Below are 24,073 nucleotides of genomic sequence, written 5' to 3'. Positions count from 1 at the left end.
AATCGATTTTTCGGTAAGACCGAAAAATCTGTCGACCCCGGCCCTACTGTGCATGGGGTTGTTTTCGCCTTTTGCCTTCCGAGTGGGCGCTAACCCGCCCCCGCGCGCTTCTTCTGCCAGACCAGATGCACCGCACAGGTGCAGCCGGGCGGATGCGAGGCGAGGTCCGTCGACGTCTCGTCGTTCGCGGGCGTTGCCTTGAACGCCTTGTCGGTGCCTTGCTGCGACGGGATGTAGTTCAGCACCGGCGCGAGCCAGCGCTCGGTCTCCGCCACCGTCATGCCCTTGCGCGCGGCATAGTCCTCGACCTGGTCGCGCTCGATCTTGCCGACGCCGAAATAATAGCTCTCGGGGTTCGCGAAATAGAGCCCGGACACGCTACTGCCCGGCCACATCGCAAAGCTCTCGGTCAGCTTCACGCCGGCGGTGGCTTCGGCATCGAGCAGCTCGAACAGCGTCGCCTTCTCGGTGTGATCGGGCTGCGCGGGATAGCCGGGCGCCGGGCGGATGCCCTGGTACTTCTCGAGGATCAGCTCGTCGTTGGAGAGCGCCTCGTCCGGCGCATAGGCCCAGAACTCGCGGCGCACGCGGGCATGCATGCGTTCGGCGAAAGCTTCGGCGAGGCGGTCGGCCAGCGCCTTGCACAGGATCGAGGAGTAGTCGTCGTTGGCCATCTTGAAACGGTCGGCGACGGCGTCCTCGCCGATGCCCGCCGTGACGACGAAGCCGCCGACATAGTCCGGCACGCCCGTAGGTGCGACGAAGTCTGATAGCGCCGCGTTGAAGCGCCCCTCGCGCTTTTCGAGCTGCTGGCGCAGCGTGTGCAGCGTCGCGATGCTCTTGGTCCTGTTATCGTCGGCATAGAGCACGATGTCGTCGCCTTGCGCATTCGCCGGCCAGAAGCCGACGGTGGCGCGGGCCTGGAACCATTTCTCCCTGACGATGGTGTCGAGCATCTTGCGCGCATCGTCATAGAGCGAGCGCGCGACCTCGCCGACCTTGTCGTCCTTGAGGATCGCGGGGAAGCGGCCGGCGAGCTCCCAGGTCTGGAAGAACGGCGTCCAGTCGATATAGGGCACCAGCTCGGCGAGATCGTAGTCGTCGAAGCTCCTGATACCGAGGAAGGTCGGCTTTACCGGCTTGCTCTTGGCAAAATCGACCGGGACGCGATTGGCGCGCGCGTCGGCCAGCTTCAGCCGCTTCTTGTCGGCCTGCGCGCGCAGATGCGCCTCCGAGATCTTGGCGTATTCGGCGCGCACCTCGGCGGCGTAGGCTTCGCGCTTCTCCGGCGAGAGCAGCGAGGACGCGACACCGACGGCGCGGCTGGCGTCGTTGACGTGCACGACGGGACCGGCGCGATAGCTCGGGTCGATCTTCACGGCGGTATGCACGCGGCTCGTGGTGGCGCCGCCGATCAGCAGCGGCAGCTTCAGGCCTTCGCGCTGCAATTCGCCGGCGAAGAACGCCATCTCGTCGAGCGAGGGCGTGATCAGGCCCGAGAGGCCGACGATGTCGGCCTTCTCGGCCTTCACGGTCTCGACGATCCTGGCCGCCGGCACCATCACGCCGAGATCGATCACCTCGTAATTGTTGCACTGGAGCACGATGCCGACGATGTTCTTGCCGATGTCGTGGACGTCGCCCTTCACGGTCGCGAGCACGATCTTGCCAGCCGACGAGGAGGCGCCGCCGTCAACGCCGTTGGCGAGGTTGCGCGCCTTTTCCTCTTCCATGAACGGCATCAGCCAAGCGACCGCCTGCTTCATCACGCGCGCCGACTTCACCACCTGCGGCAGGAACATCTTGCCGTCGCCGAAGAGATCGCCGACCACGTTCATGCCGGCCATCAGCGGTCCCTCGATCACGTCGAGCGGGCGCGAGGAATTCTTGCGGGCTTCCTCGGTGTCCTGCTCGATGAACTCGGTGATTCCATGCACCAGCGAATGCGACAGCCGCTTCTCCACCGGCCATTCGCGCCAGGCGAGATCGGCTTCCTTGCTTTCCGTCTTCTTGCCGCGGAATTTCTCGGCGAGCGCCAGCAGGCGCTCGGATGCGCCGGGATCGCGGTTGAGGACGACGTCCTCGCACACTTGCCGCAATTCAGGGTCGATGTCGTCATAGACGATCATCTGGCCGGCATTGACGATGCCCATGTCCATGCCGGCCTTGATGGCGTGATACAGGAACACCGAATGCATGGCTTCGCGCACCGGCTCGTTGCCGCGGAACGAGAACGACAGGTTCGACACGCCGCCCGAGATGTGCGCGCCCGGCAGGTTCTGCCGGATCCAGCGCGTCGCCTCGATGAAGTCGACGCCGTAATTGTTGTGCTCCTCGATGCCGGTCGCGATCGCGAAGATATTCGGATCGAAGATGATGTCCTCGGGCGGGAAGCCGACCTTGTTCACCAGGATGTCGTAGGCGCGCTTGCAGATCTCGGTCTTGCGGGCGAACGTGTCGGCCTGGCCGACCTCGTCGAACGCCATCACGACGACAGCGGCGCCATGGCGGCGGGCGATCTTGGCCTCGTGGATGAATTTCTCTTCGCCTTCCTTCATCGAGATCGAATTGACGACCGGCTTGCCCTGCACGCATTTCAGGCCGGCCTCGATCACCGAGAACTTCGACGAGTCCACCATCACGGGGACGCGCGCGATGTCGGGCTCGGCGGCGACGAGGTTGAGGAACGTCACCATCGCGGCTTCCGAATCCAGGAGGCCTTCGTCCATGTTGACGTCGATGATCTGCGCACCGTTCTCGACCTGGTCGCGCGCGACCTGCAGCGCGGCGGTGTAGTCGCCGGCGGTGATCAGCTTGCGGAAGCGCGCCGAGCCGGTGACGTTGGTGCGCTCGCCGACGTTCACGAACGGAATGGCATCCGTCAGCACGAAGGGCTCGAGGCCCGAGAGCCGCAGCTTCGGCGCGATTTCGGGGACGCTGCGCGGCTTGTGCGGAGCGACTGCGGCGGCAATCGCGGCGATATGGTCCGGCGTGGTGCCGCAGCAGCCGCCGACGATGTTGACGAGGCCGTCGCGCGCGAATTCGCCGACGAGGCGCGCCATGTACTCGGGCGTCTCGTCATACTGGCCGAACTCGTTGGGCAGGCCGGCGTTGGGATAGGCGCAGACCAGTGTGTCGGCGACGCGGCCGATATCGGCGATATGCGCGCGCAGGTCTTCGGCGCCGAGCGCGCAGTTGAAGCCGATGGTGACGGGCTTGGCGTGCCGCACGGAATTCCAGAAGGCTTCAGGCATCTGGCCCGACAGCAGGCGGCCGGATTTGTCGGTGATGGTGCCCGACACCATCACCGGCATGTCGATGCCGAGTTCCTCGGTGATCTCGGCAATCGCGTAGAGCGCCGCCTTGGCGTTCAGCGTATCGAAGATGGTCTCGACCAGCAGCAGGTCGACGCCGCCGTCGATCAGGCCGCGGATCTGCTCGCCATAGGACTTGCGCAAATCGTCGAAGGTGACCGCGCGGTAGCCGGGATTGGCGACATCCGGCGAAATCGACGCGGTACGGTTGGTCGGACCGATGGCGCCCGCAACGAAGCGCGGCTTGCCGTCCTCGGCGGCGACACGCCTGGCGGCATTGCCGGCGAGGCGGGCGCCTTCGCGCGCCATTTCGTAGACGATCTCGGTGAGGTCGTAATCGGCCTGCGCGATCGAGGTCGTCGAGAATGTATTGGTCGCGACGATGTCGGCGCCGGCGCGCAAATACGCGGCGTGGATGTCCTCGATCGCCTGCGGCTGGGTCAGGATCAACAAGTCGTTGTTGCCGCGCAGGTCGCGATGGAAATTCTCGAAGCGCTCGCCGCGGAAGGCGGCTTCGTCGAACTGAAGGTTCTGGATCATCGTGCCCATGGCGCCGTCGAGCACGAGAATGCGCTCGCGCGCGGCGTTGATGAGGGCGGTTCGCTTCGGCGAGGTGGGTACGGTCATGATGTCCTAGGCCGCCTTCTGCGCGCTCTTGGCGCGAATGCCGAGCAAATGGCTGATCGCGAACACGAGATCGGCGCGGTTCATGGTGTAGAAATGGAAGGTGTCGACGCCGTGTTTTGCCAGTTTCTGCACCTGGCCGGCTGCGACCGTGGCGGCCACTAGCTTGCGGGTCTCGGCGTCGTCATCGAGGCCTTCGAACTTCGCGGCGAACCAGTCCGGCACCGTGGTGCCGGCGCGGGTGACGAAATTGCGAGCCTGCTTGAAATTGTGCATGGGCATGATGCCCGGCACGATCGGGATGTCGATGCCGCGCGCACGGACGCGGTCGAGATAGCGGAAGTAGAGGTCGTTATCGAAGAAGACCTGGGTGATCGCGCGCGTTGCGCCGGCGTCGACTTTTGCCTTCAGCGTGTCGATATCGGCGTCGAAGTCGCGCGCCTCGGGGTGCTTCTCAGGATAGGCGGATACGGACACTTCGATATCGGCGTGCCGCTTCTTGATTCCGGCGACGAGGTCGGCCGAGCTCTGGTAGCCGTCGGGGTGGCTGGAGTAGGGCGTACCGATGCCGCCGGCGGGATCGCCGCGCAAGGCCACGATGTGGCGGACGCCGACCTCGTGATAGCGGTCGACGATCTCGTCGATCTCGCCGCGCGAGGCCCCGACGCAGGTCAGGTGCGCAGCCGGCAGCAGCGCGGTCTCCTTGAGAATGCGGGCGATGGTCGAGTGGGTACGCTCGCGGGTAGAGCCGCCGGCGCCGTAGGTTACCGAGACGAATTTGGGGTCGAGCGGGGCGAGCCGGTTGATGGTCTCCCAGAGATTCCGCTCCATGTCTTCCGTCTTGGGCGGAAAGAACTCGAACGAGATCGCAGGCCGCTTCAGGTGCCCGTCTTGCCCGTCGGTATGGCCAGGCGTCGTCGTCTCGGTCATGGCACCACTCACTCCAGGGGCGCGCCAAGGTCTGGCGGCCGGCGTCTATCTTTGGAGGGGCTAAGATAGGACAAAGGCAGGTTACTCGACAGCCCATCGGAGATGGGAAGTAGCCCACTTATGGTGAAATTGGCGCTAATAGTGCAGTATGAAGGCTTTGGGTGGGAGGTGTCCGTAAATCAAATTTAATATAATAAATTCAGATATATAGTTGTACTTTGACGGCCAACAAAGTTCCTTTTTCTGGTGTGGGCAGGGTGAATCTAATGTTGCAAAGGGCTCGATCGTCCCAATCCTAGCCCGGCCTTTTACCTGAAGTCTCGGTCCGAACACGCCAGATCTGCGCTGATGACCCATTGCCGCTGCGCGGCCCTCCATTACGTTACCGCGCCATGATCCCGCTCTCAGTCCTCGACCTCTCGGTCGTCACCACAGGCACAAAGCCCGCCGCGGCGCTGCGCAACAGCATCGATCTGGCGCGCCACGTCGACGGGCTCGGCTATGTCCGTTACTGGCTTGCCGAGCATCATAACCTCGCCTCCGTGGCGAGCCCGGCGCCCGACGTGATGATCGGGCAGATCGCAGCGGTGACGAAGCACATCCGCGTCGGCTCCGGCGGCGTCATGCTGCCCAACCACGCCCCGCTGGTGGTGGCCGAGCGCTTCAAGATGCTGGAGGCGCTGTTTCCGGGCCGCATCGACCTGGGTCTTGGCCGTGCGCCCGGCACCGACGGTGCCACGGCTTACGCGCTGCGCAGCCGGCTCGACCGCCGCGAGGGCGACGATTTTCTGGAGCGGCTGCACGAATTGATCCTGTGGGAGACGCGCGAATTTCCCTCGGGGCATCCTTACCACAACGTGGTCGCGATGCCTGATGACACGCCATTACCGCCGATCTGGCTGCTCGGCTCCAGCGACTATTCTTCGGAGCTCGCCGCGCAGGTCGGCATGGGCTTCGCCTTCGCCCATCACTTTGCGTCCCACGATGCGATCGACGCGATGGTACACTATCGCAACCGCTTCCAGCCGTCGGCCTGGCGCGCGACGGCGCACGCGATCCTCGCGGTTGCGGTCATCACGGCGGATACGGACGAGGAGGCTGAAAGGCTCGCGACCTCGTTCGACCTCAACCGCCTGCGCCGCGATCGCGGCCAATATCTGCCGTTGCCGAGCGTCGAGGAAGCGCTGGCTTATCCCTACTCGGATTCCGAGCGGGTCTCGATTGCGCGCAACCGCTCGCGCCTGTTCGTCGGCAATCCGTCCACGGTGCAAAAGAAGCTCCAGCCGCTGCTGGAGGCGAGCAAGCCGGACGAACTGATGGTGATCACGGCCGTGTACGACCACGAGGCGCGCAAGAGGTCGTATTCGCTATTGGCCGAGGCGTTTGAGCTTAAAGCAGCCGCGTAAAAATCCTCGTGCCCCTGCTCGCGCTTCGCGGCTCCGGGAGACGAGATCAATCCTGCTGCGTCTCGTTGAACGTCGCGCGGAACGGGTGGCCCGGATATACGCCGACGATGCGGAATTCACGCGAGAAGAATTTCAGCTCTTCGATCGCAAACGCCAGGCCCTTGTCGTCGGGGTGGCCGTCGACGTCGGCATAGAACTGCGTGGCGAAGAAATTGCCGTCGACCATGTAGCTTTCGAGCTTGGTCATGTTGACGCCGTTGGTGGCAAAGCCGCCGAGCGCCTTGTAGAGCGCGGCGGGCAGGTTGCGCACCCGAAATACAAAAGTGGTGACCAGCGGGCCGGAGCCCTGCGCCGCCCATTTCGGCTCGCGCGCCAGCACCACGAAGCGCGTGGTGTTGTGGGCCTCGTCCTCGATGTCCTCGGCGAGGATGTCGAGGCCGTAAATCTGCGCGGCGAGGCGCGAGGCGATCGCGGCGACGGTCTTGTCCTTGCGCTCCGAGATGTCGCGGGCGCTGCCGGCGGTGTCGGCGTGCACGATCGGCTTGATGCCGAGCTTGCGGATGACGCGGCGGCACTGGCCGAGCGCGTGCACATGGCTCTCGACGGACCTGATGTCGGACAGTTTGGTGCCCTTGATCGCCATCAGCTGATGGCGGACCGGCAGGAACCATTCGCCGATGATGAAGAGGCCGGAGGCCGGCAGCAGATGATGGATGTCGGCGACGCGGCCGGCGACCGAATTCTCGATCGGGATCATGCCGAGATCGGCTTCGCCCGAGGAGATCGCCGACAGCGCGTCCTCGAAGGTGGCGCAGGGCATCGGCTCGGCGTCGGGATAGGCCTCGACGATGGCGATATGGGAATTGGCGCCAGGTTCGCCCTGGAATGCGATCTTCATCTTGCTCATGACGGTGCCTTGTAGCAGCGGCTCAGGATTTGGAAAGGATGCCGCGGGCGGTCTCGAGATCAGCCGGCGTGTCGACCCCGCGGGGGACGGTATCGACGATGGTGAAGTCGATGCGCATCCCGGCCTCCAGGGCCCGGAGCTGCTCGAGCTTCTCCTGCAATTCCAGCGGCGAGGGCGGCAAGGAGACATAGCGCTCCAGTGCGGCGCGACGATAGGCGTAGAGGCCGATATGGTGGTAGCGCGGTCCGTCACCGGTCGGCGCGGTCGCGCGGGTGAAATAAAGTGCGCGCATGCGCCTGCCGCCGAGTGAGGTTCCAATCGCCTTCACGACGCTCGGGGCGAGGTCCTCCTCCTCGGTATGGATCTGCGAGGCCAGCGTGGCGATGTCCACCGCGGGGTCTTCCAGCGGCGGCAGCACTTCGCGGATGTTGTCGACCGTGATGGTCGGGAAATCGCCCTGGAGATTGACCACGATCTCGGTCTTGGCGTCAGGATCAAGCTTCCGCATGGCCTCGTGGATGCGGTCGGAGCCGGACGGATGCTCGGGCCGGGTCATCACGGCCTCGCCGCCATGGGCGGTCACGACGGACGCGATTTCGTCCGTGTCGGTTGCCACCGCAACCCGGCCGATACCGGCAGCGACCGCTCGCCGCATCACGTGCACGATCATCGGCAGGCCCGCGATATCGGCGAGCGGCTTGCCGGGCAGGCGGGTGGCGGCCATGCGGGCCGGGATCAGCACCAGGATGCGGGGATCGATCATTGGTTCAAGCGACTGGGTTCAAGCGACTGGGTTCAAGAGCCTGGAAACGGGGCGTTTTCCGCACCGGGAAATGGGGTGGGGATGGGCTGAAAGCCGCACCGCTTATACGGGTTGCCAGACCCCGGGCAAACCGATATCTGAATGGCAAAACTCGGGGAAACAATAAGGAACGTCTGATTCTCCCGAGGCTCGTCCTGGCGGCCGCCCGGCCGCCTAATCCTTCTTGCGGTGTGGGGCCTGGCCGGAAATGGACTCTTTCGAACTCAATAAGATTCTCGGTGCTGTTCTCGGCACCTGTCTCATTCTGCTGGTGACGAGCTTCACCGCCCAGGCGCTGTTCTCGCCGAAGATGCCGGAAAAACCGGGCTTCGAGATCGCCGTGAAGGAAGAAGCCGGTGACAAGGGCGGCGCCGCCGCGGCCGCAGCCCCGTCCGAGCCGATCGAAAAGCTGCTCCAGACCGCCTCCGTCGAGAAGGGCGCTGCTGCCGCCAAGAAGTGCGGCGCCTGCCACACCTTCGAAAAGGGCGGCCCGAACCGGGTCGGTCCGAACCTCTATGGCATCGTCGACGATCACCGCGGCGAGGGACGTAACGGCTTCAACTTCTCGGCTGCGATGAAGGCCAAGGGCGGCACCTGGACGATCGATGAGCTGAACAAGTTCATCGCCAATCCGAAGGGCGACATCCCCGGCACCGCGATGGGCTTCGCCGGTATCCCGAAGGACAGCGAGCGCGCGGACGTCATCGCCTATCTGAACAGTCTCTCCGACAGCCCGAAGCCGCTGCCGACCGCGGCGAAGTAAGGCTCTCGAAATAAGGCTCTCTAAGGGTCTTGGGTCTCGATCTCTGACATGCGGCCAGGCCTCAAAGCCTGGCCGTTTCCGTATCCGGGCCTCGCGGCGTCGTTATCGGGGCGTTTGGCCGCATCCGAGAGGCCGCTCCGCCTTCCAAGATGAGGAAAAAGCAACATATTCCGTCGAAACCTCGCCTATATTGGGAACTTAAAGGAGTAGCCTCCTTCAAGACAGGGATGTTGATTTGGCCATTACCCGACGCGATCTCCTGCTCACCGGCGCAGCCGTTGCTGCGCTTCCCGCTCTCGGTTCTGCGGCGGGCCTTCCCGTCGTCGGCACGGCCGAGGCGCAATCGGCCGGTGAGCTCCCCTGGCGCCATGCCCTGTCGCTGTTCGGCGACATCAAATACCCCGCCGACTTCAAGCGCTTCGACTACGTCAATCCGGATGCCCCCAAGGGCGGCACAGCGCGCCTGATCTCGCTCGGCACGTTCGACAATTTCAACATCGCGGTCGCCGGCATCAAGGGCTCGCTCGCGCCGGCCGCGGCGTTGATCTACGAAACGTTGATGACGCGCGCCCAGGACGAGGTCGCCACCGAATATGGCGAGCTCGCCGAATCCGCGCAGCATCCCGACGACTTTTCCTTTGTGATCTATCGCCTGCGCAAGGAAGCCCGTTGGCACGACGGCAAGCCGGTGACGCCCGAGGACGTCGTCTTCTCGCTGGAGAGCCTGAAGAAGCTGAGCCCGATGTACGCCTCCTACTATCGCCATGTCGCGAAGGTGGAGAAGAGCGGTGAGCGCGACGTGAAATTCACCTTCGATGCGCCCGGCAATCGCGAATTGCCCACCATCGTTGGCGAACTCACCGTGCTGCCGAAGCATTGGTGGGAGGGCACCGACGCCCAGGGCCGCAAGCGCGACATCGGCGCGACCACGCTCGAGCCGCCGCTCGGCTCCGGCCCGTACAAGATCAAGGAATTCGTGGCCGGACGTTCGATCAAGCTCGAGCGGGTGAAGGACTATTGGGGCGCCAATGTCCCGAGCCAGATCGGCACCAACAATTTCGACGAACTGCGGTTCGAGTTCTTCCGCGACAACCTCGTTGCGCTGGAAGCCTTCAAGGCCGACCAGGCCGACTGGATCGCGGAAAATTCCGCCAAGCAGTGGGCCACGGCCTATGATTTCCCGGCGGTGGCCGAGAAGCGCGTGCTCAAGGAAGAATTCCCGATCAACGATTCCGGCCGGATGCAGGCCTTCGCCTTCAACATCCGCCGCGATCAGTTCAAGGATGCGCGGCTGCGCCGTGCCTTCAACTACGCCTTCGACTTCGAGGAGATGAACAAGCAGCTCTTCTACGGTCAGTACAAGCGCATCGGCAGCTATTTCGAGGGAACGGAGCTCGCGTCGTCAGGCCTGCCGCAGGGGCAGGAGCTGGAGATCCTTCAGGCGGTGAAGGACAAGGTGCCGCCGGAAGTCTTCACCACGGCCTACCAGAATCCGGTCGGCGGCAGTCCGGAAACCGTGCGCGCCAATCTGCGCGAGGCGGCGAAGCTGCTGAAAGAGGCCGGCTTCGAAGTCAAAGACCACAAGCTGGTGGATGGCACCGGCAAGCCGCTCACGGTCGAGATCCTGGTGCAGGATCCGTCGTCGGAGCGCATCGCCCTGTTCTACAAGCCGTCGCTCGAGCGCATCGGCATCAGCGCCTCGATCCGCGTCGTCGACGATGCGCAATACCAGAACCGGCTGCGCAGCTTCGACTTCGACATGATCATCGATCAGTGGGGCGAATCGCTTTCGCCCGGCAACGAGCAGCGCGAGTTCTGGGGCTCGCAGGCCGCCGACATGCCGGGTGCGCGCAACACCATCGGCATCAAGAATCCCGCGGTCGATGCCCTGATCGAGAGGGTGATCTACGCCAAGAACCGCGGCGAACTGGTCGCGGCGACCCATGCGCTCGATCGCGTGCTGCTGTGGAATTTCTACCTCGTCCCGCAATTCACCTACGGCTTCTCGCGCTACGCCCGCTGGGACCGCTTCAGCCATGCCGATCCGCTGCCGAAATACGGCCGGTCCGGCCTGCCGACGCTGTGGTGGTACGACGCTGAGAAGGCGGCGCGGATCGGAAAACGCTCTTGAGGAAGCAATTGCGCATGGCGCAGCTTTCACGCCGGCATGTGCTGGCTTTGGGTGTCGGCGGTGCATTCGGCGCGGCCGTGCTCCGCGGCGCGTCGGCGTCCGAGGGGTCGCCCGAGGTCCACGGCATCTCGGCGTTCGGCGATCTCAAATATCCCGCCGACTTCCGTCGTTTCGACTACGTCAATCCCGATGCGCCGAAGGGCGGCACCTTCTCGCTGATCCCCTCGGTGCGCGGCTACAATCAGTCCTATTTCACCTTCAATTCGCTCAATGCCTTCGTCCTGAAGGGCGAGGGCGCGCAAGGCATGGATCTGACCTTCGTCACGCTGATGGCGCATGCCGGCGACGAGCCCGACGCGATGTACGGCTTCGCCGCGAAGTCGGTGCAGATCTCGCCCGACAAGCTCGCTTATCGCTTCACGATGCGACCCGAGGCGAAGTTTCATGACGGCACGAAGCTGACCGCGCACGACGCCGCGTTCTCGATCAACGTGCTGAAGGACAAGGGGCATCCGCTCATCCAGATCCAGATGCGCGACGTCAAGGGCGCCGAGGCGCTCGACGATGCCACGGTGGTCGTGAATTTCGCCGAGAAGCGCGCGCGCGACGTGCCGCTCTACGTGGCGGGCCTGCCGATCTTCTCCAAGGCCTATTACGCGAGCCGTGTCTTCGACGAGACCACCACGGACGCGCCGCTGGGTTCGGGCCCGTACAAGGTCGGAAAGTTCGAGATCAACCGCTTCATCGAGTTCGAGCGCGTCAGGGATTGGTGGGGCGCGGACCTGCCGGTCTGCCGCGGCAGCAACAATTTCGACGTGATCCGCTACGAATTCTACCGCGACCGCGACGTCGCCTTCGAAGGCTTCACCGGCAAGAACTATCTCTATCGCGAGGAGTTCACCTCACGCATCTGGGCGACGCGTTACGACTTCCCGGCCATCAAGGACGGCCGCGTCAAGCGCGAGGAGGTGCCGGATCAGACACCGTCGGGCGGCCAGGGCTGGTTCCTCAACACGCGGCGGGACAAGTTCAAGAATTTGAAGGTGCGCGAAGCGCTGAACTACGCGTTCGATTTCGAATGGACCAACAAGACCATCATGTACGGCGCCTATGCGCGCACGCGCTCGCCGTTCCAGAATTCCGATCTCGTCGCCGAGGGGATGCCATCGCCTGAGGAGCTGAAGCTGCTGGAGCCGTTCCGCGGCCAGGTGCCTGACGAAGTCTTCGGCGAGCCGTTCGTGCCGCCGGTGTCCGACGGCTCGGGTCAGGATCGCGCGCTGCTTCGCAAGGCGCAGCAATTGCTCCAGGAGGCGCAGCTTCCGGTGAAGGACGGCAAGCGCCTGTTGCCGAACGGCGAGGTCTTCGGCATCGAGTTCCTGACCGACGAGGCCTCGTTCCAGCCGCACCATGCCTCGTTCCTCAAGAACCTGAACATGCTGGGCGTCGACGCGAATTTGCGCCTCGTCGATGCGGTTCAGTATCGCGCCCGGGTCGAATCCTTCGATTTCGACGTGGCCATCAACCGCCTGTCGATGTCGGCAACGCCCGGCGACAGCCTGCGCACCTACTTCACCTCGCAGGCCGCGGCGACGAAGGGGTCCTACAATCTTGCCGGCGCCTCCAGCCCCGCGCTCGATGCGCTGGTCGAGAAGGCGATGGCGGCCGCGACGCGCAATGACCTCACCGTCGCCTGCCGTGCGATCGACCGTGTCTTCCGTGCCGGCCGCTACTGGGTGCCGCAATGGTACAATACCAGCCACCGGCTGGCGTATTGGGACGAGTTCAGCCATCCCGCGAACCTGCCGCGATATGCGCTCTCCGACTATGCGAGCGGCGTCGGCGAGCGGACCTTGTGGTGGTACGACCGCGCCAAGGCCGTCAAGATCGAGCAGGCGAAATAATCATGAGCGCCTATATCGCCCGCCGCATCCTCCTGATGATCCCGACGCTGCTCGGGATTCTCTTCGTCTCCTTCGTCGTCGTGCAGTTCGCGCCGGGCGGTCCGGTCGAGCGCGTGATCGCGCAGCTGTCCGGCGCCGATACCGGCGGCAATTCCCGCATCTCGGGCGGGGGCGATTTTGCGCAACGTGCGCCCGGGCAGCTGGGCGCCGGCGGCGATGCCATCAACTCGAAATATCGCGGCGCCCAGGGGCTCGACCCCGATTTCATCAAGAAGCTCGAGGTGCAGTTCGGCTTCGACAAGCCGGCGCCGGAGCGCTTCGCGCTGATGGTGTGGAATTTCGCGCGCTTCGATTTCGGCAAGAGCTATTTTCGCGACGTCAGCGTGATCCAGCTGATCAAGGAAAAGCTGCCGGTCTCGATCTCGCTCGGCATCTGGCTGACGCTGATCACCTATCTGATCTCGATCCCGCTCGGCATCCGCAAGGCGGTCAAGGACGGCACGCGCTTCGACACCTGGACCTCTGCGGTGATCATCGTCGGCTTCGCGATCCCGGGCTTCCTGTTCGCGATCCTGCTGATCATCCTGTTCGCCGGGGGCTCCTTCTTCAACCTGTTCCCGTTGCGCGGCCTGACCTCGGACGGCTGGTCGCAGTTTCCCTGGTACTGGAAGATCATCGACTATTTCTGGCATCTGACCTTGCCGCTGGTCTCGATGGGGCTGAGCGCTTTCGCCACCATGACGCTGCTGACCAAGAACTCGTTCCTGGACGAGATCCGCAAGCAGTATGTCATGACCGCGCGCGCCAAGGGCTGCAGCGAGGGGCAGGTGCTCTACGGCCACATCTTCCGCAACGCGATGCTGATCGTGATCGCGGGATTCCCGGGCGCCTTCATCCACGCCTTCTTCTCCGGCTCGCTCCTGATCGAAACCATCTTCTCGCTGGACGGGCTCGGGCTGCTCAGTTTCGAGAGCGTCCTCAATCGCGACTATCCCGTGGTGTTCGGCACGCTCTACATCTTTTCGCTCGTCGGTCTCGTGGTCAATCTGATCTCCGATCTGACCTATATGTGGATCGATCCGCGGATCGACTTCGAAGCGCGGGAGGTCTGATGACGCTGACCGCCCCAACTCCGATCGAGACCACGACAACGTCGCCGCTCGGCGAAGCCGTGCCGGCCACGCGCAAGCCGTTCGCGCCGTCGCCGCTCAACAGGCGCCGCTGGGAAAACTTCAGGGCGAACCGGCGCGGCTACTGGTCGTTCTGGATCTTCATGGTCCTGTTCGTGGTGTCGCTGTTCGCCGAGCTGATCGCGAACGATCGGCCGTTCCTGATCAAATATGACGGCCACCTCTACTGGCCGGCCTTCGTCACCTATTCCGAGACGACCTTCGGCGGCGACTTCGAGACCGCGGCCGACTATCGCGATCCCTATCTGCAGAAGCTGATCAAGGACAAGGGCGGCAGCATCGTCTGGCCGCTGATCCGCTACTCCTACGACACCCACAATCTCGACCTGCCGACGCCGGCGCCGTCGCCGCCGACCTGGATGCTGACGGAAGCGCAGTGCAAGCCGGTCGTCGAGAAGAAGGGCCTGAAGAGCTGCCGGGATCTCGAATACAACTGGCTCGGCACCGACGACCAGGGCCGCGACGTCGTGGCGCGGCTGATCTACGGCTTCCGCATCTCGGTGCTGTTCGGCCTTTGCCTGACCATCGTCTCCTCGATCGTCGGCGTCGCCGCCGGCGGCATCCAGGGCTACTTCGGCGGCTGGATCGACCTGACCTTCCAGCGCTTCATCGAGATATGGACCGCGATCCCCTCGCTCTATCTGCTGCTGATCCTGTCGTCGGTGCTGGTGCCCGGCTTCTTCGTGCTGCTCGGGATCTTGCTGCTGTTCTCATGGGTGTCGCTGGTCGGTCTGGTGCGCGCGGAGTTCCTGCGCGGGCGCAATTTCGAATACATCCAGGCGGCGCGAGCGCTCGGCGTGTCGAACGCGGTCATCATGTTCCGGCACCTGCTGCCGAACGCGATGGTCGCGACCATGACGTTCCTGCCGTTCATCGTGTCGTCCTCCGTGATGACGCTGACGGCGCTGGACTTCCTCGGCTTCGGCCTGCCACCGGGATCGCCGTCGCTCGGCGAGCTCCTGTCTCAGGGCAAATCCAACGTGCAGGCGCCGTGGCTAGGCTTTACCGGCTTCTTCTCGGTCGCGATCATGCTGTCGCTGCTGATCTTCATCGGCGAGGCCGTGCGCGACGCCTTCGACCCGCGCAAGACGTTCAAGTGAGGGCGTGATGGACGCGATCAACCAGCCATTGCTGGCCGTGCGCAACCTCTCGGTGGCCTTCCATCAGGGCGGCAACACCACGCTGGCGGTCGACAAGGTCTCGTTCCAGATCAGGCGCGGCGAATGCGTGGCGCTGGTCGGCGAATCCGGCTCGGGCAAGTCGGTCAGCGCGCTCTCGATCCTGAAGCTGCTGCCTTATCCGAGCGCGTCGCATCCCTCGGGCAGCATCCGCTTCAAGGGTCAGGAACTGATCGACCGGTCCGAGCGCGAGATGCGGGAGATCCGCGGCAGCGACATCTCGATCATCTTCCAGGAGCCGATGACCTCGCTCAATCCGCTGCACACGATCGAGGCGCAGATCGGCGAGATCATCCAGCTGCACAATCCGACCAGCAATGCGAAGGCACGCGAGCGGACGCTGGAATTGCTGACGCAGGTCGGCATTCCCGAGCCGGAGACGCGGCTGAAGAGCTATCCGCACCAGCTCTCCGGCGGCCAGCGTCAGCGGGTGATGATCGCGATGGCGCTCGCCAACGAGCCGGATCTGCTGATCGCGGACGAGCCGACCACGGCACTCGACGTCACCGTGCAGGCGCAGATTCTGGCGCTGCTCGCCGAGATCCGCGCCCGGCTCGGCATGAGCCTGCTCTTCATCACCCACGATCTCGGCATCGTGCGCCGCATCGCCGACACCGTTTGTGTGATGAAGGGTGGCGAGATCGTCGAGCAGGGGCCGGTCGAGCAGGTCTTCAACACCCCGAAACATCCCTATACGCGCGATCTGCTCGCGGCCGAGCCGAAGCCGGATCCGGCGCCGCCGCAGCCGAACGCGCCGGTGGTGATGGCGGCCGATGACCTGAAGGTGTGGTTTCCGATCAAGCGCGGCCTGATGCGCAAGACGGTCGGTCACATCAAGGCGGTCGACGGCGTCAGCGTTGCCGTGCGCAAGGGCGAGACGCTCGGTGTGGTCGGCGAATCCGGCTCGGGCAAGACCACGCTCGGGCTGGCGCTGCTGCGACTGATCTCGTCGAACGGCCGCATCGTGTTTCTCGGCAAGGACATCCAGGGCCTGCGCTTCAAGGAAATGCGACCCTTCCGGCGCGACATGCAGATCGTGTTCCAGGATCCGTTCGGCTCGCTCAGCCCGCGCATGTCGGTAGCCGACATCATCGCCGAGGGCCTCTCGGTGCATCAGCCGAAGCTGTCGCGCGAGGAGCGCGAGGCGCGTGTCGTCAAGGCGCTCGAGGATGTCGGGCTGAAGCCGGATACCCGCTACCGCTATCCGCACGAATTCTCGGGCGGCCAGCGCCAGCGCATCTCGATCGCGCGCGCCGTCGTGCTGGAGCCCGATTTCGTCGTGCTGGACGAGCCGACCAGCGCGCTCGACATGCTGTTCCAGGCGCAGATGGTGGAGCTGTTGCGCGAGCTCCAGCGCAAGCGTGATCTCACCTACATGTTCATCTCGCACGATCTGCGCGTCGTCGCCTCGCTCGCCAGCCATCTCATCGTGATGCGCGGCGGCAAGGTCGTCGAGGAAGGCCAGGCCGCCGAGCTCTTCAAGAACCCGAAGACGGATTACACCCGCGCGCTGTTCGCTGCGGCGTTCCGGCTGGAGACGGCGGGCAACGGCGCGGTGGCGACGTAGCTTTTCCGGTCATTCGGGGTCGGCGACTTGTCCGACGAAGCGCGAGGACTTTCGGCCGTCCCGAAACGATCTCTACCCGATCACCCTGTCCGCCAACAAGAGCACTCGTTCCGGAACGGCCAAATGCAGCGCTTTGGCCGTTTGGAGATTGATCACGAGCTCGAATTTCGTCGGCTGTTCAACCGGCAAGTCCGCTGGATTTGCGCCTTTCAAGATCCGATCCACGTAGTCAGCCGCCAGCACGAATAAAGCCTTGATCTCCGGCCCATAGGCCATCAACCCTCCGCGGTCCGGGTAGCTGGTGATCTGATAGACCGTGGGCATCCCGTATTTGAGCGCGATCGACGGCAATGCCGGGCGGATCGGGTCTGCAAGCACGTAGACGACTTCGCAATCCGCCGCTTGCATGCTGGCGAATGTCTTGTCGAGATCCTCCGGGTTGGGCGCAACGAATCGTTGGGCCGAAACGCCGATGGAATCCGCCGCCCTGGCCGCCGTTTCAAACGCCGCCACGTGTGTCGGATTGTTTGAAGCGAGCACACCGATTTTCCGCACTTTGGGGAAGAGAAGGCGAATGACGTCCAGCATCTTCGCCGTGAGATCAGCGAACATGTTCGCTATTCCCGTGATATTGCCGCCCGGCTTGGCGAAGCTCTTGACGAAGCCGGAGCCGACGGGATCGGTGGACGGCGACATGATGATCGGAATCGTCGAGGTCGCTCGCTGCGCCGCCGCAATTGCAGGCGTCGCTTCAGCAATGATGACGTCTGGCTCGAGCGCAACGACTTCCGCCACGAGATTCGGCAGCAGTGAGTAGCTGCCATTCGCCTCGCGGAATTCTATGATCAGGTCCTTTCCCTCCTGATATCCCTTGGCTTTGAAAGCTTCTCTGAACCATCCGAGAACCCGATCGCCTTTCCCCGAGGTGACCAGTCCGACGCGCCATGGCCGCGATGGATCGGCATTTGTCGCGGCGGCAATAGCAGCCGAAAAGGACATCGTAAGAAAGGTGCGACGTGTTGAAGATCGGGGCACGGCTCCCTCCTGCCAGCGACACTTCCATATCAGCATGGCTCACTTCCGCTCTGGACGATGAGGCCTTCTGCTGCGGTGCATGAGCCGGGTTGTGGTTCTCTTGCGACGTGGCGGACCGGTCTGAAGATGACCGTCCGGAGGACCGGAAGCGAGGGGCACGCTTTCATACTTTAGTTGTCGCTTGCGGCTCCACGAGACGCCGCTGCTCTTCCACGAACCGATGTTATCGGAGGAAAGCCTGGAGCTGCTCAAGGGGCTGCGACCGTAACAGTCTCTTCCAGTATTCTGGGCTGACCATCCTGCTGCACGATGATTGCGCTGTAGTATCCGTGGAAAGGCTGGTCGCCGAGCTTCGCCTGCCAGGTCCCGGCGTTGAAGAGGAAGGCTCCTTCCGAACGCGAAACGAGAATCTTGGCTGAATGGTCATGCAGACCAAGCTTCAACGCTTCCTGGAAGCTACCTCGAATGGCGTCGCGTCCCTCGAAAATTCCAGAGGGTGTTACCCGCACGGCATTATCGGTGAAAGCGGCTGCCATGGCATCGACATCGCCGTGGTTATAGGCTTCAGAGAAGCGCTTCTGCATCTCGGCGGTGGGGGGAGCCTCGGGCTTGTCTTGAGCAGAGGCGGTCGCGGGAGCCGCTATCAGTAGGCAAGCGACAGGAAGGATGATCCTGAATGTCATGACGCTCCTCCTGAGCAGTTGCTCTTGCCGGGTGGAGATCAAACTATCGGCAAGTTTCGATCGGCCGCAACCACTTGAGATCGACCGGGGGAAGCTCGCTCGGGCTGAGAGCGGCGGTGCCGGGCTCGGGGCCTGTGGTCCGGGACCAAATTCCTTGATCCAGATCAAATTCAGCGTTTTCCGAGCCTCCCTACTATTGCCGATCATTGGGCAACGAGAGTTCAGCGGGACAATTTGAAGCCACGGTCCGCCGACCGGCCGGGCGACCGTTGTGCACTGTCATCTTCCAAACTGCTGCCGAGCGTGGATTCGGGGTGTCCGGTGCACCGATTTATCGCGAAAGCCAACGTGGATCATTTTATCGGCCTTCTGAACGACAGCGATCTGACGGCTGATAAACGAACGAATATCACGAAGTTGCTGATCGCTGAGCTGGATAAGCTCACGCATGATCTGGAGCACCTGGAGTTTGCCGAGACAAGGGCAGCAGAATGCCGTGACCGGTTGCATCGCATCAGGGACCAACGCAACGGTCACGCCTTCGGCACCACGGAGCGCGAACAGGCGGAGCGGTTGCTCGTGAGCTGTGAGAATTTGCAGACGGTGCTTGAGGATTTTTGTCATCGATTGCGCGAAAAGGTTCTCTCGCGGAGCATCTAGCAATCGTTTGGCCCAGCGCGTGCGCTCTGCCAAGGCGCGCGCAGCGGATATTTGTCGCGTCGCAGCGGAGCGGCAAGATCCGGCCCAGTTAACCCGCCCATGTCCGGGGGCGCATCTCAGGTGGTTGACGATCGACGAAGCTCTCGGGCTATGCTGGGCCGCAGTTCGGCTAGGTCAATGAAGACATCGGCCTGCCGGCGAAGCTCATCGGCAATCATCGGCGGCTGGCTGGCGATCGTGGACACCACAGTGACGTGGATCCCGCATCGCTGCACTGCCTCGACCAGCGGACGGAAAGTCCCGTTACCGGAAAATAGCACCATTTGGTCGAGACGCTCGGCAAGCTCCATCGCATGCACGGCAAGTTCGATGTCCATGCTGCCTTTGATTTTACGACGTTCGTTGGCGTCGATGAATTGCCTGGCCGGCTTGGTGACGACCGTGTAGCCATTGTAGTCCAACCAGTCGATCAGCGGGCGCATTGACGAGAACTGATCCTGATCATCGATGATGGTGGTGTAATAATACGCACGTAGGAGCGCCCCGCGGCTCCGAAATTCCTCCAGAAGTCGCTTGTAATCGACATCGAAGCCGAGCGCTTTTGCAGTCGCGAAGAGATTTTCGCCGTCGATAAACAGAGCCATGCTGCTTGCTGTTGTTGATGACATGAGGCGATGCTCTGACCTTGCGGATCGATTGCCGATGCGCATTGCGAAAATCTTAGTGTGAGGCGGGAGCCGCAATTCGCGGCCAATCTGAAAGTTCGGCACCATCCACGACGCATCAGGTCGCGCGCAGTTCGCCACCGCAAGCAATAGCAACACGCTAATGTGTTTTCCGCTTGCGAGTCCAGCCCGCACGGAATTGAGTGCGGCGGGCATTTGGTAATAGGAAAAACTTAGATTTTAGTCCTTCAAGTTTCAAACATCAAAGTGCGTGACGTTACGTCGCACCAAGAGGCCCGGGGAGAAGTCGCTGGCCGTTCGACGATCTGATCACGCAGCGCGCATGCGAGCTTCTGCCTATGGCGGCCCGAAGTGCCTGTCGCTGTCGCGCGGGACAACCAGAACCCCCAATACGCATACAGCGTATAAGAGGCCCTACCCCGGCTGAATGCGTCAAACTCAGTTACCGATTATTCCCGATAACAAAGTCTGGTACTATAAAAACAATCAGGTGCCGGACTGCCGCCAGCTAAATCACGAGCACGTTTGCGCCTTGTCTTTGGTGGCTCCGAGGAAGTGGATCGTATTCTGATATTTTTTTCAGGAGGGATACATGCCTGCAGTCGTCGTCCAGTATGTTTCAAAGCCAAGGCCCGGCAGCAGTCTCGAGACCATCATGCAAATATCCAAGGAAGCAGCAGCTCTTTGGAGAAAGCATGGAGCTGAAGTGAGCTACTGGTCCGTGGTGGGCGGTGAGATTGGAAATCTCGTTTTTGTCGTTCGGTTCGAGAGCTTCGAGACCTATGGGCGTTGCATGTCCGCAATCGCAGCCGATCCGGCAACCATGGAATGGCAAGCCAAACGGCTGAAGGCAGGTCAAGCGGAATGGGTGCGCGCCAATACGGCGTTCGAAATCGAGATCTAGCGTAACCTGGTCAGCGGCTTGGCGCGCTCTTTTCGAGTGCGCCTTTGACTGTTTCGAGATCGCAGACGTTTTGCGCGACAGGCTGTCCCTTCCATTCAAGTTCGAGGGGGGAATGATGCGCGATATCGCGTTTCGGGTGATGAGTGGGCTTGCCCTATTGGTTGCAACGCCGGTTCTTGCTGGCCCAAAAGAAGACGCCTACGCGATCGTCGAGAAATGGTCGTCTGACTTCAACGCTCTCGATGCGGAGCAGACGGCTTCGAATTACGCACCGGATGCAATCGTCATCGGAACGTTCGGGAAACAACTGACGACAGGTGCCTCGGCGATCACCGGCTATTTCAAGGCTGTTGCTGCGAGCAAGGCGCAAGTGAAGCTTCAGGACTGGTCGGCAATCGAACTGTCACCCGATGCGGTCGCGATTGCCGGCTTTTACGAGTTTTCGGTGCCCAAGGATGGGCAGACGACGTCGATCCCCGCCCGATACACCTTCGCGCTGTTCAAACGTGAGGGGGTTTGGAAAATCGGGCATCACCACTCGTCACCTCGGCCGCACTGACGTGCGATGCCTTGTCGGCGAGGCGAGCTAGAGCCGCTTGATCGCGACGATCTCGCTGCCGGTGACCTTGATCCGCGCGATCGCCGGCGCGATCGGCTCGATCACCGTTGCCATGTGATGCGCGTTGGCGTGAACCATGGTGTTGCCGTCGCGGACGATGGCGACATGGCCCTTCCAGAAGATCAGGTCGCCGCGCAGCAAGCTGCTGCGCTCGTGCGGCTCCAGCGCGCGGCCGAGGCCGGCCTGCTGCATGTCGCTGTCGCGCGGGCAGCCAATGCCCGCCGCGGTCAGCGAGACCTGGACGAGGCCGGAGCAATCGATGCCGAGGCTGCTCTTGCCGCCCCAGAGATAGGGCGTGCCGACGAAGCGCTCGGCGACCGCGACGAAATCAGGCTCGCGATGGTCGAGCGGCGAAAGATGGACGTTCGGCACGAACGTGCCCTCGCGCGTGATGGCGAAAGGGCCGTCCTCGCGCGCGATCGTCAGCTTCGATCCCAGCACCAGTGTGTTATCGGGCGGCAGCTTGATCGAAGGCCCGGGGAAGACGAGCGTGCGAAGCGCGCTGACCTTGTGCGTCGGTGCCGCCGCCGGCTTCATCAGTGCGGCCTCGGGCAGCCAGCCGACATAGCCGTCGCCGCCGAGTTGGCCCCAGGCCCAGCCTTCGCCGTTGCGGTCGTAGATCGTCACGCGCTCGCCGCGCAGCGCTTCCGTCATCAGCATCGTGTTCGAGGACGGCTGCTCGCGAACCGGCGCAATCGGCGCGATCACCTCGAATTCCTCGCCGGTGACGAAGCGATCGGCCTGCACCTTGCCTTCGAGATATTTGGCGGCGAGGTCGCCGCGTGCCGGTGTCAGCCTGATATCATGCATAGCGCTCGCTCAGCACCTTGTAGATGGCGCGGGCGGCCTGGCATTCGCCGCCCTCGGGCCGCGCCGGCTTCGCCGCTGGCGTCCAGCCATAGATGTCGACATGCAGCCAGCTCCTGGCCTGCTCGACGAAGCGTTGCAGGAACAGCGCGCAAGTGATCGAGCCGGCAAAGCCGCCGGACGGTGCGTTGGTGATGGTGGCCGTCTTGGAGTCCAGCCAGGCATCGTAAGGCGGCCACAGCGGCATGCGCCACAACGGATCGTTCTCCTTCACGGCGCAACGCGCGACGTCGGCGGCCAGCGTCTCATCATTGGTGTAAAAGGGCGGTAAATCCGGCCCCAGCGCGACGCGCGCAGCGCCGGTCAGCGTGCCCAGATCGATCAGCAGCTCGGGTTTCTCCTCGTCGGCCAGCGCCAGCGCGTCGGCGAGCACCAGCCGCCCCTCCGCATCGGTATTTCCGATCTCGACCGTGATGCCCTTGCGCGAGGTGAAGATGTCGAGCGGGCGGAAGGCATTGCCGGCAACCGCGTTCTCAACGGCCGGAATCAGCACGCGCAGCCGCACCTTCAGCTTCGCATCCATCACCATGCGCGCCAGCGCCAGCACGTTGGCGGCGCCGCCCATGTCCTTCTTCATGATCAGCATGCCGCTCGACGGCTTCAGGTCGAGCCCGCCGGTGTCGAAGCAGACGCCCTTGCCGACCAGCGTCACCTTGGGATGATCAGGGTCGCCCCAGCCGATGTCGATCAGCCGCGGCGCGCGGCTGGAGGCCATGCCCACCGCATGGATCAGCGGGAAGTTCGTCTCCAGCTCCTCGCCGATGGTGCAGACGTAGCTCGCGCCGAACTCGGTTGCGAGCGCTTGCGCGGCGGCGGCCAGTTCCTCCGGTCCCATGTCGTTGGACGGAGTGTTGATGAGATCGCGTGCCAGCATCGCGGCATCGGCCATCCGGTCGATCTCGGCGGCGTCGACGCCTTCAGGCGGCACCAGGCGGACGTCGGGCTTGTCAGCCTTGCGGTAGCGGGCGAAGCGGTAGCATCCCAATGCAAAGGCGAGCGCCGCCAGCCGTGTGTCGTGCGGTGCATTGGCAAAGCGATAGGTCCCCGGCGGCAGCAAGCCGGGCAGGGCGCCCGGCCGGAATGGATCACGCGATCTGGCGCCCTCATCCTCGAGGCCGAACAGCACCTGCGCGATCGTACCGTCGGCGGCGGGCAGCGCGAGATAGCCGCCCGGCTTGGCGGTGAAGGCGCTCGCTGTGGCGAACTGGCGTTGTGCCGGCGGAAGTGTCTCGCGTACGCCCTCCCAGCTCGATTTGGTGACGAAGGTGATCGGGGTGGCTGTCGAGGACGTCTCGAAGACGGAAGGCATTGGCGGGTCCGCAAGGTCATTCGGTTGGAGGAGACTTTGCAGAGTTTGGCCGTTGCTGCAATCGGCTTTGCGGTCACCGCCGGCTGAGCAGCTACTCGCAGGCCAGGAGCCATGCTAGGTTCCGGCAGCGGTTGCCGGGCGGGTTGTCACGTGCGCAGAGAACGCCGGCGACCGGAGACGAAGCGTGCTGGGAGGAAACGCAAATGGAATTTGTGTGGAGCATATTCACATTCCTCGGCCAGGCCGTCGAGGCGGTCCTTGGCTATGTCGAGCATCATCACTGGGTTTTTGCGTTTCTCGCCGGCGGCTACGTCTTCTATCTCCATGACCGTTCGATCCATGCGCGGTTCGACGCGCTCGACAAGCGTATCGACGAAATCCGCAAACGTCTCGCCGTCGAATATTGATTGATCTCCGCGAAAACCGTCCGCGGGACGGCGCTCGTGCGTCATTTGAGAACTCCCGTTCGCGGCTGCGCAGCCGCGGGACTTTACTAGCGCTTCGGTTGTGGCATTATTGACCAATATTTCTAGGTTGTTCCGCGCGTCCCTGCACCAGTCGAGCGCAAGGGCGCCGCTGAATCCCTGACGATGGCGA

20 protein-coding genes are annotated in these 24,073 nt (G+C 63.2%); 11 read left to right on the top strand and 9 right to left on the bottom strand.

Annotated elements, in window-relative coordinates; translation table 11 throughout:
- Positions 1–89: 89 nt before the first annotated feature.
- Together metH and metF are read right to left on the bottom strand one after the other, a co-directional pair.
- Positions 90–3,941, bottom strand: a complete 3,852-nt coding sequence (gene metH / locus QY049_RS27340) for a methionine synthase (RefSeq protein WP_258765054.1) — start codon at positions 3,939–3,941, stop codon at positions 90–92.
- Between the two features lie 6 nt (positions 3,942–3,947).
- Complete coding sequence (metF, locus tag QY049_RS27335) at positions 3,948–4,868, bottom strand: methylenetetrahydrofolate reductase [NAD(P)H] (protein ID WP_258765055.1); 921 nt, start codon at positions 4,866–4,868, stop codon at positions 3,948–3,950.
- A gap of 392 nt (positions 4,869–5,260) precedes the next feature.
- Between metF and QY049_RS27330 the strand changes: the two genes are divergently transcribed.
- Positions 5,261–6,274, top strand: coding sequence for an LLM class flavin-dependent oxidoreductase (locus tag QY049_RS27330; RefSeq protein WP_258765056.1), 1,014 nt, complete (start codon positions 5,261–5,263; stop codon positions 6,272–6,274).
- A 46-nt stretch (positions 6,275–6,320) separates the two neighbouring features.
- Here the strand turns inward: QY049_RS27330 and QY049_RS27325 are convergent, their stop codons facing one another.
- The gene (locus QY049_RS27325) at positions 6,321–7,181 is read right to left on the bottom strand and encodes a prephenate dehydratase (RefSeq protein WP_258765057.1); all 861 of its coding nucleotides are present in this window, start codon (positions 7,179–7,181) and stop codon (positions 6,321–6,323) included.
- A 22-nt stretch (positions 7,182–7,203) separates the two neighbouring features.
- Positions 7,204–7,944, bottom strand: a complete 741-nt coding sequence (locus tag QY049_RS27320; RefSeq protein ID WP_258765058.1) for a 3-deoxy-manno-octulosonate cytidylyltransferase — start codon at positions 7,942–7,944, stop codon at positions 7,204–7,206.
- Positions 7,945–8,191: 247 nt separating this feature from the next.
- Between QY049_RS27320 and QY049_RS27315 the strand changes: the two genes are divergently transcribed.
- The 6 genes from QY049_RS27315 to QY049_RS27290 all read left to right on the top strand — a co-directional run bounded on the left by QY049_RS27315 (position 8,192) and on the right by QY049_RS27290 (position 16,713).
- Positions 8,192–8,746 carry a cytochrome c family protein gene (locus QY049_RS27315; RefSeq protein ID WP_194479471.1) on the top strand — a complete coding sequence of 185 codons (555 nt, stop codon included), beginning with the start codon at positions 8,192–8,194 and terminating at the stop codon, positions 8,744–8,746.
- 235 nt (positions 8,747–8,981) lie between these two features.
- On the top strand, positions 8,982–10,877 hold the full coding sequence (locus tag QY049_RS27310) for an extracellular solute-binding protein (protein ID WP_258765059.1): 1,896 nt from the start codon (positions 8,982–8,984) through the stop codon (positions 10,875–10,877).
- Between the two features lie 14 nt (positions 10,878–10,891).
- A complete protein-coding gene (locus QY049_RS27305; protein WP_258765060.1) occupies positions 10,892–12,778 on the top strand; it encodes an extracellular solute-binding protein in 1,887 nt (628 codons plus the stop codon).
- A 2-nt stretch (positions 12,779–12,780) separates the two neighbouring features.
- Positions 12,781–13,890, top strand: coding sequence for a microcin C ABC transporter permease YejB (locus QY049_RS27300; protein ID WP_194479474.1), 1,110 nt, complete (start codon positions 12,781–12,783; stop codon positions 13,888–13,890).
- Entirely contained in the window at positions 13,890–15,068 is a 1,179-nt protein-coding gene (locus QY049_RS27295) for an ABC transporter permease (RefSeq protein WP_258765061.1), read from the top strand. Before QY049_RS27300 ends, QY049_RS27295 begins: the two co-directional genes overlap by 1 nt.
- A gap of 7 nt (positions 15,069–15,075) precedes the next feature.
- Positions 15,076–16,713, top strand: a complete 1,638-nt coding sequence (locus QY049_RS27290; protein ID WP_258765062.1) for an ABC transporter ATP-binding protein — start codon at positions 15,076–15,078, stop codon at positions 16,711–16,713.
- 72 nt (positions 16,714–16,785) lie between these two features.
- Here QY049_RS27290 and QY049_RS27285 read toward each other — a convergent pair whose 3' ends face one another.
- Together QY049_RS27285 and QY049_RS27280 are read right to left on the bottom strand one after the other, a co-directional pair.
- Positions 16,786–17,784 (bottom strand): ABC transporter substrate-binding protein, encoded by a 999-nt coding sequence (locus QY049_RS27285; protein ID WP_194479477.1) that lies wholly within the window; start codon positions 17,782–17,784, stop codon positions 16,786–16,788.
- A gap of 212 nt (positions 17,785–17,996) precedes the next feature.
- Positions 17,997–18,431, bottom strand: coding sequence for a nuclear transport factor 2 family protein (locus QY049_RS27280; RefSeq protein ID WP_258765063.1), 435 nt, complete (start codon positions 18,429–18,431; stop codon positions 17,997–17,999).
- A gap of 348 nt (positions 18,432–18,779) precedes the next feature.
- Here QY049_RS27280 and QY049_RS27275 point away from each other — a divergent pair, with 348 nt between their 5' ends.
- Positions 18,780–19,091, top strand: coding sequence for a hypothetical protein (locus tag QY049_RS27275; RefSeq protein WP_258765064.1), 312 nt, complete (start codon positions 18,780–18,782; stop codon positions 19,089–19,091).
- Positions 19,092–19,207: 116 nt separating this feature from the next.
- Here the strand turns inward: QY049_RS27275 and QY049_RS27270 are convergent, their stop codons facing one another.
- Positions 19,208–19,759, bottom strand: a complete 552-nt coding sequence (locus QY049_RS27270) for an NYN domain-containing protein (protein WP_258766874.1) — start codon at positions 19,757–19,759, stop codon at positions 19,208–19,210.
- 610 nt (positions 19,760–20,369) lie between these two features.
- Between QY049_RS27270 and QY049_RS27265 the strand changes: the two genes are divergently transcribed.
- Entirely contained in the window at positions 20,370–20,681 is a 312-nt protein-coding gene (locus QY049_RS27265) for an NIPSNAP family protein (RefSeq protein ID WP_194479480.1), read from the top strand.
- 112 nt (positions 20,682–20,793) lie between these two features.
- Entirely contained in the window at positions 20,794–21,240 is a 447-nt protein-coding gene (locus QY049_RS27260; protein WP_258765065.1) for an SgcJ/EcaC family oxidoreductase, read from the top strand.
- Between the two features lie 27 nt (positions 21,241–21,267).
- Here the strand turns inward: QY049_RS27260 and QY049_RS27255 are convergent, their stop codons facing one another.
- A complete protein-coding gene (locus tag QY049_RS27255; protein ID WP_258765066.1) occupies positions 21,268–22,110 on the bottom strand; it encodes a C40 family peptidase in 843 nt (280 codons plus the stop codon).
- On the bottom strand, positions 22,103–23,476 hold the full coding sequence (locus QY049_RS27250; protein ID WP_258765067.1) for a M17 family metallopeptidase: 1,374 nt from the start codon (positions 23,474–23,476) through the stop codon (positions 22,103–22,105). Before QY049_RS27250 ends, QY049_RS27255 begins: the two co-directional genes overlap by 8 nt.
- 203 nt (positions 23,477–23,679) lie before the next feature.
- Between QY049_RS27250 and QY049_RS27245 the strand changes: the two genes are divergently transcribed.
- Entirely contained in the window at positions 23,680–23,883 is a 204-nt protein-coding gene (locus QY049_RS27245) for a hypothetical protein (protein ID WP_194479484.1), read from the top strand.
- The last annotated feature ends 190 nt before the right edge of the window (positions 23,884–24,073 follow it).

The organism is Bradyrhizobium sp. WYCCWR 13022 (assembly GCF_030435535.1).
Taxonomy (GTDB): domain Bacteria; phylum Pseudomonadota; class Alphaproteobacteria; order Rhizobiales; family Xanthobacteraceae; genus Bradyrhizobium.
Note: the sequence above shows the minus strand (reverse complement) of the source record. Positions and strands in the feature narration are given on the sequence as shown.

Excerpts from the sequence above, each read along its gene's own strand:
- metH (WP_258765054.1), bottom strand. The coding sequence starts at position 3,941 with ATGACCGTACCCACCTCGCCGAAGCGAACCGCCCTCATCAACGCCGCG.
- metF (WP_258765055.1), bottom strand. The coding sequence starts at position 4,868 with ATGACCGAGACGACGACGCCTGGCCATACCGACGGGCAAGACGGGCAC.
- QY049_RS27330 (WP_258765056.1), top strand. The coding sequence starts at position 5,261 with ATGATCCCGCTCTCAGTCCTCGACCTCTCGGTCGTCACCACAGGCACA.
- QY049_RS27325 (WP_258765057.1), bottom strand. The coding sequence starts at position 7,181 with ATGAGCAAGATGAAGATCGCATTCCAGGGCGAACCTGGCGCCAATTCC.
- QY049_RS27320 (WP_258765058.1), bottom strand. The coding sequence starts at position 7,944 with ATGATCGATCCCCGCATCCTGGTGCTGATCCCGGCCCGCATGGCCGCC.
- QY049_RS27315 (WP_194479471.1), top strand. The coding sequence starts at position 8,192 with ATGGACTCTTTCGAACTCAATAAGATTCTCGGTGCTGTTCTCGGCACC.
- QY049_RS27305 (WP_258765060.1), top strand. The coding sequence starts at position 10,892 with ATGGCGCAGCTTTCACGCCGGCATGTGCTGGCTTTGGGTGTCGGCGGT.
- QY049_RS27300 (WP_194479474.1), top strand. The coding sequence starts at position 12,781 with ATGAGCGCCTATATCGCCCGCCGCATCCTCCTGATGATCCCGACGCTG.
- QY049_RS27295 (WP_258765061.1), top strand. The coding sequence starts at position 13,890 with ATGACGCTGACCGCCCCAACTCCGATCGAGACCACGACAACGTCGCCG.
- QY049_RS27290 (WP_258765062.1), top strand. The coding sequence starts at position 15,076 with ATGGACGCGATCAACCAGCCATTGCTGGCCGTGCGCAACCTCTCGGTG.
- QY049_RS27285 (WP_194479477.1), bottom strand. The coding sequence starts at position 17,784 with ATGCTGATATGGAAGTGTCGCTGGCAGGAGGGAGCCGTGCCCCGATCT.
- QY049_RS27280 (WP_258765063.1), bottom strand. The coding sequence starts at position 18,431 with ATGACATTCAGGATCATCCTTCCTGTCGCTTGCCTACTGATAGCGGCT.
- QY049_RS27270 (WP_258766874.1), bottom strand. The coding sequence starts at position 19,759 with ATGTCATCAACAACAGCAAGCAGCATGGCTCTGTTTATCGACGGCGAA.
- QY049_RS27265 (WP_194479480.1), top strand. The coding sequence starts at position 20,370 with ATGCCTGCAGTCGTCGTCCAGTATGTTTCAAAGCCAAGGCCCGGCAGC.
- QY049_RS27260 (WP_258765065.1), top strand. The coding sequence starts at position 20,794 with ATGATGCGCGATATCGCGTTTCGGGTGATGAGTGGGCTTGCCCTATTG.
- QY049_RS27255 (WP_258765066.1), bottom strand. The coding sequence starts at position 22,110 with ATGCATGATATCAGGCTGACACCGGCACGCGGCGACCTCGCCGCCAAA.
- QY049_RS27250 (WP_258765067.1), bottom strand. The coding sequence starts at position 23,476 with ATGCCTTCCGTCTTCGAGACGTCCTCGACAGCCACCCCGATCACCTTC.
- QY049_RS27245 (WP_194479484.1), top strand. The coding sequence starts at position 23,680 with ATGGAATTTGTGTGGAGCATATTCACATTCCTCGGCCAGGCCGTCGAG.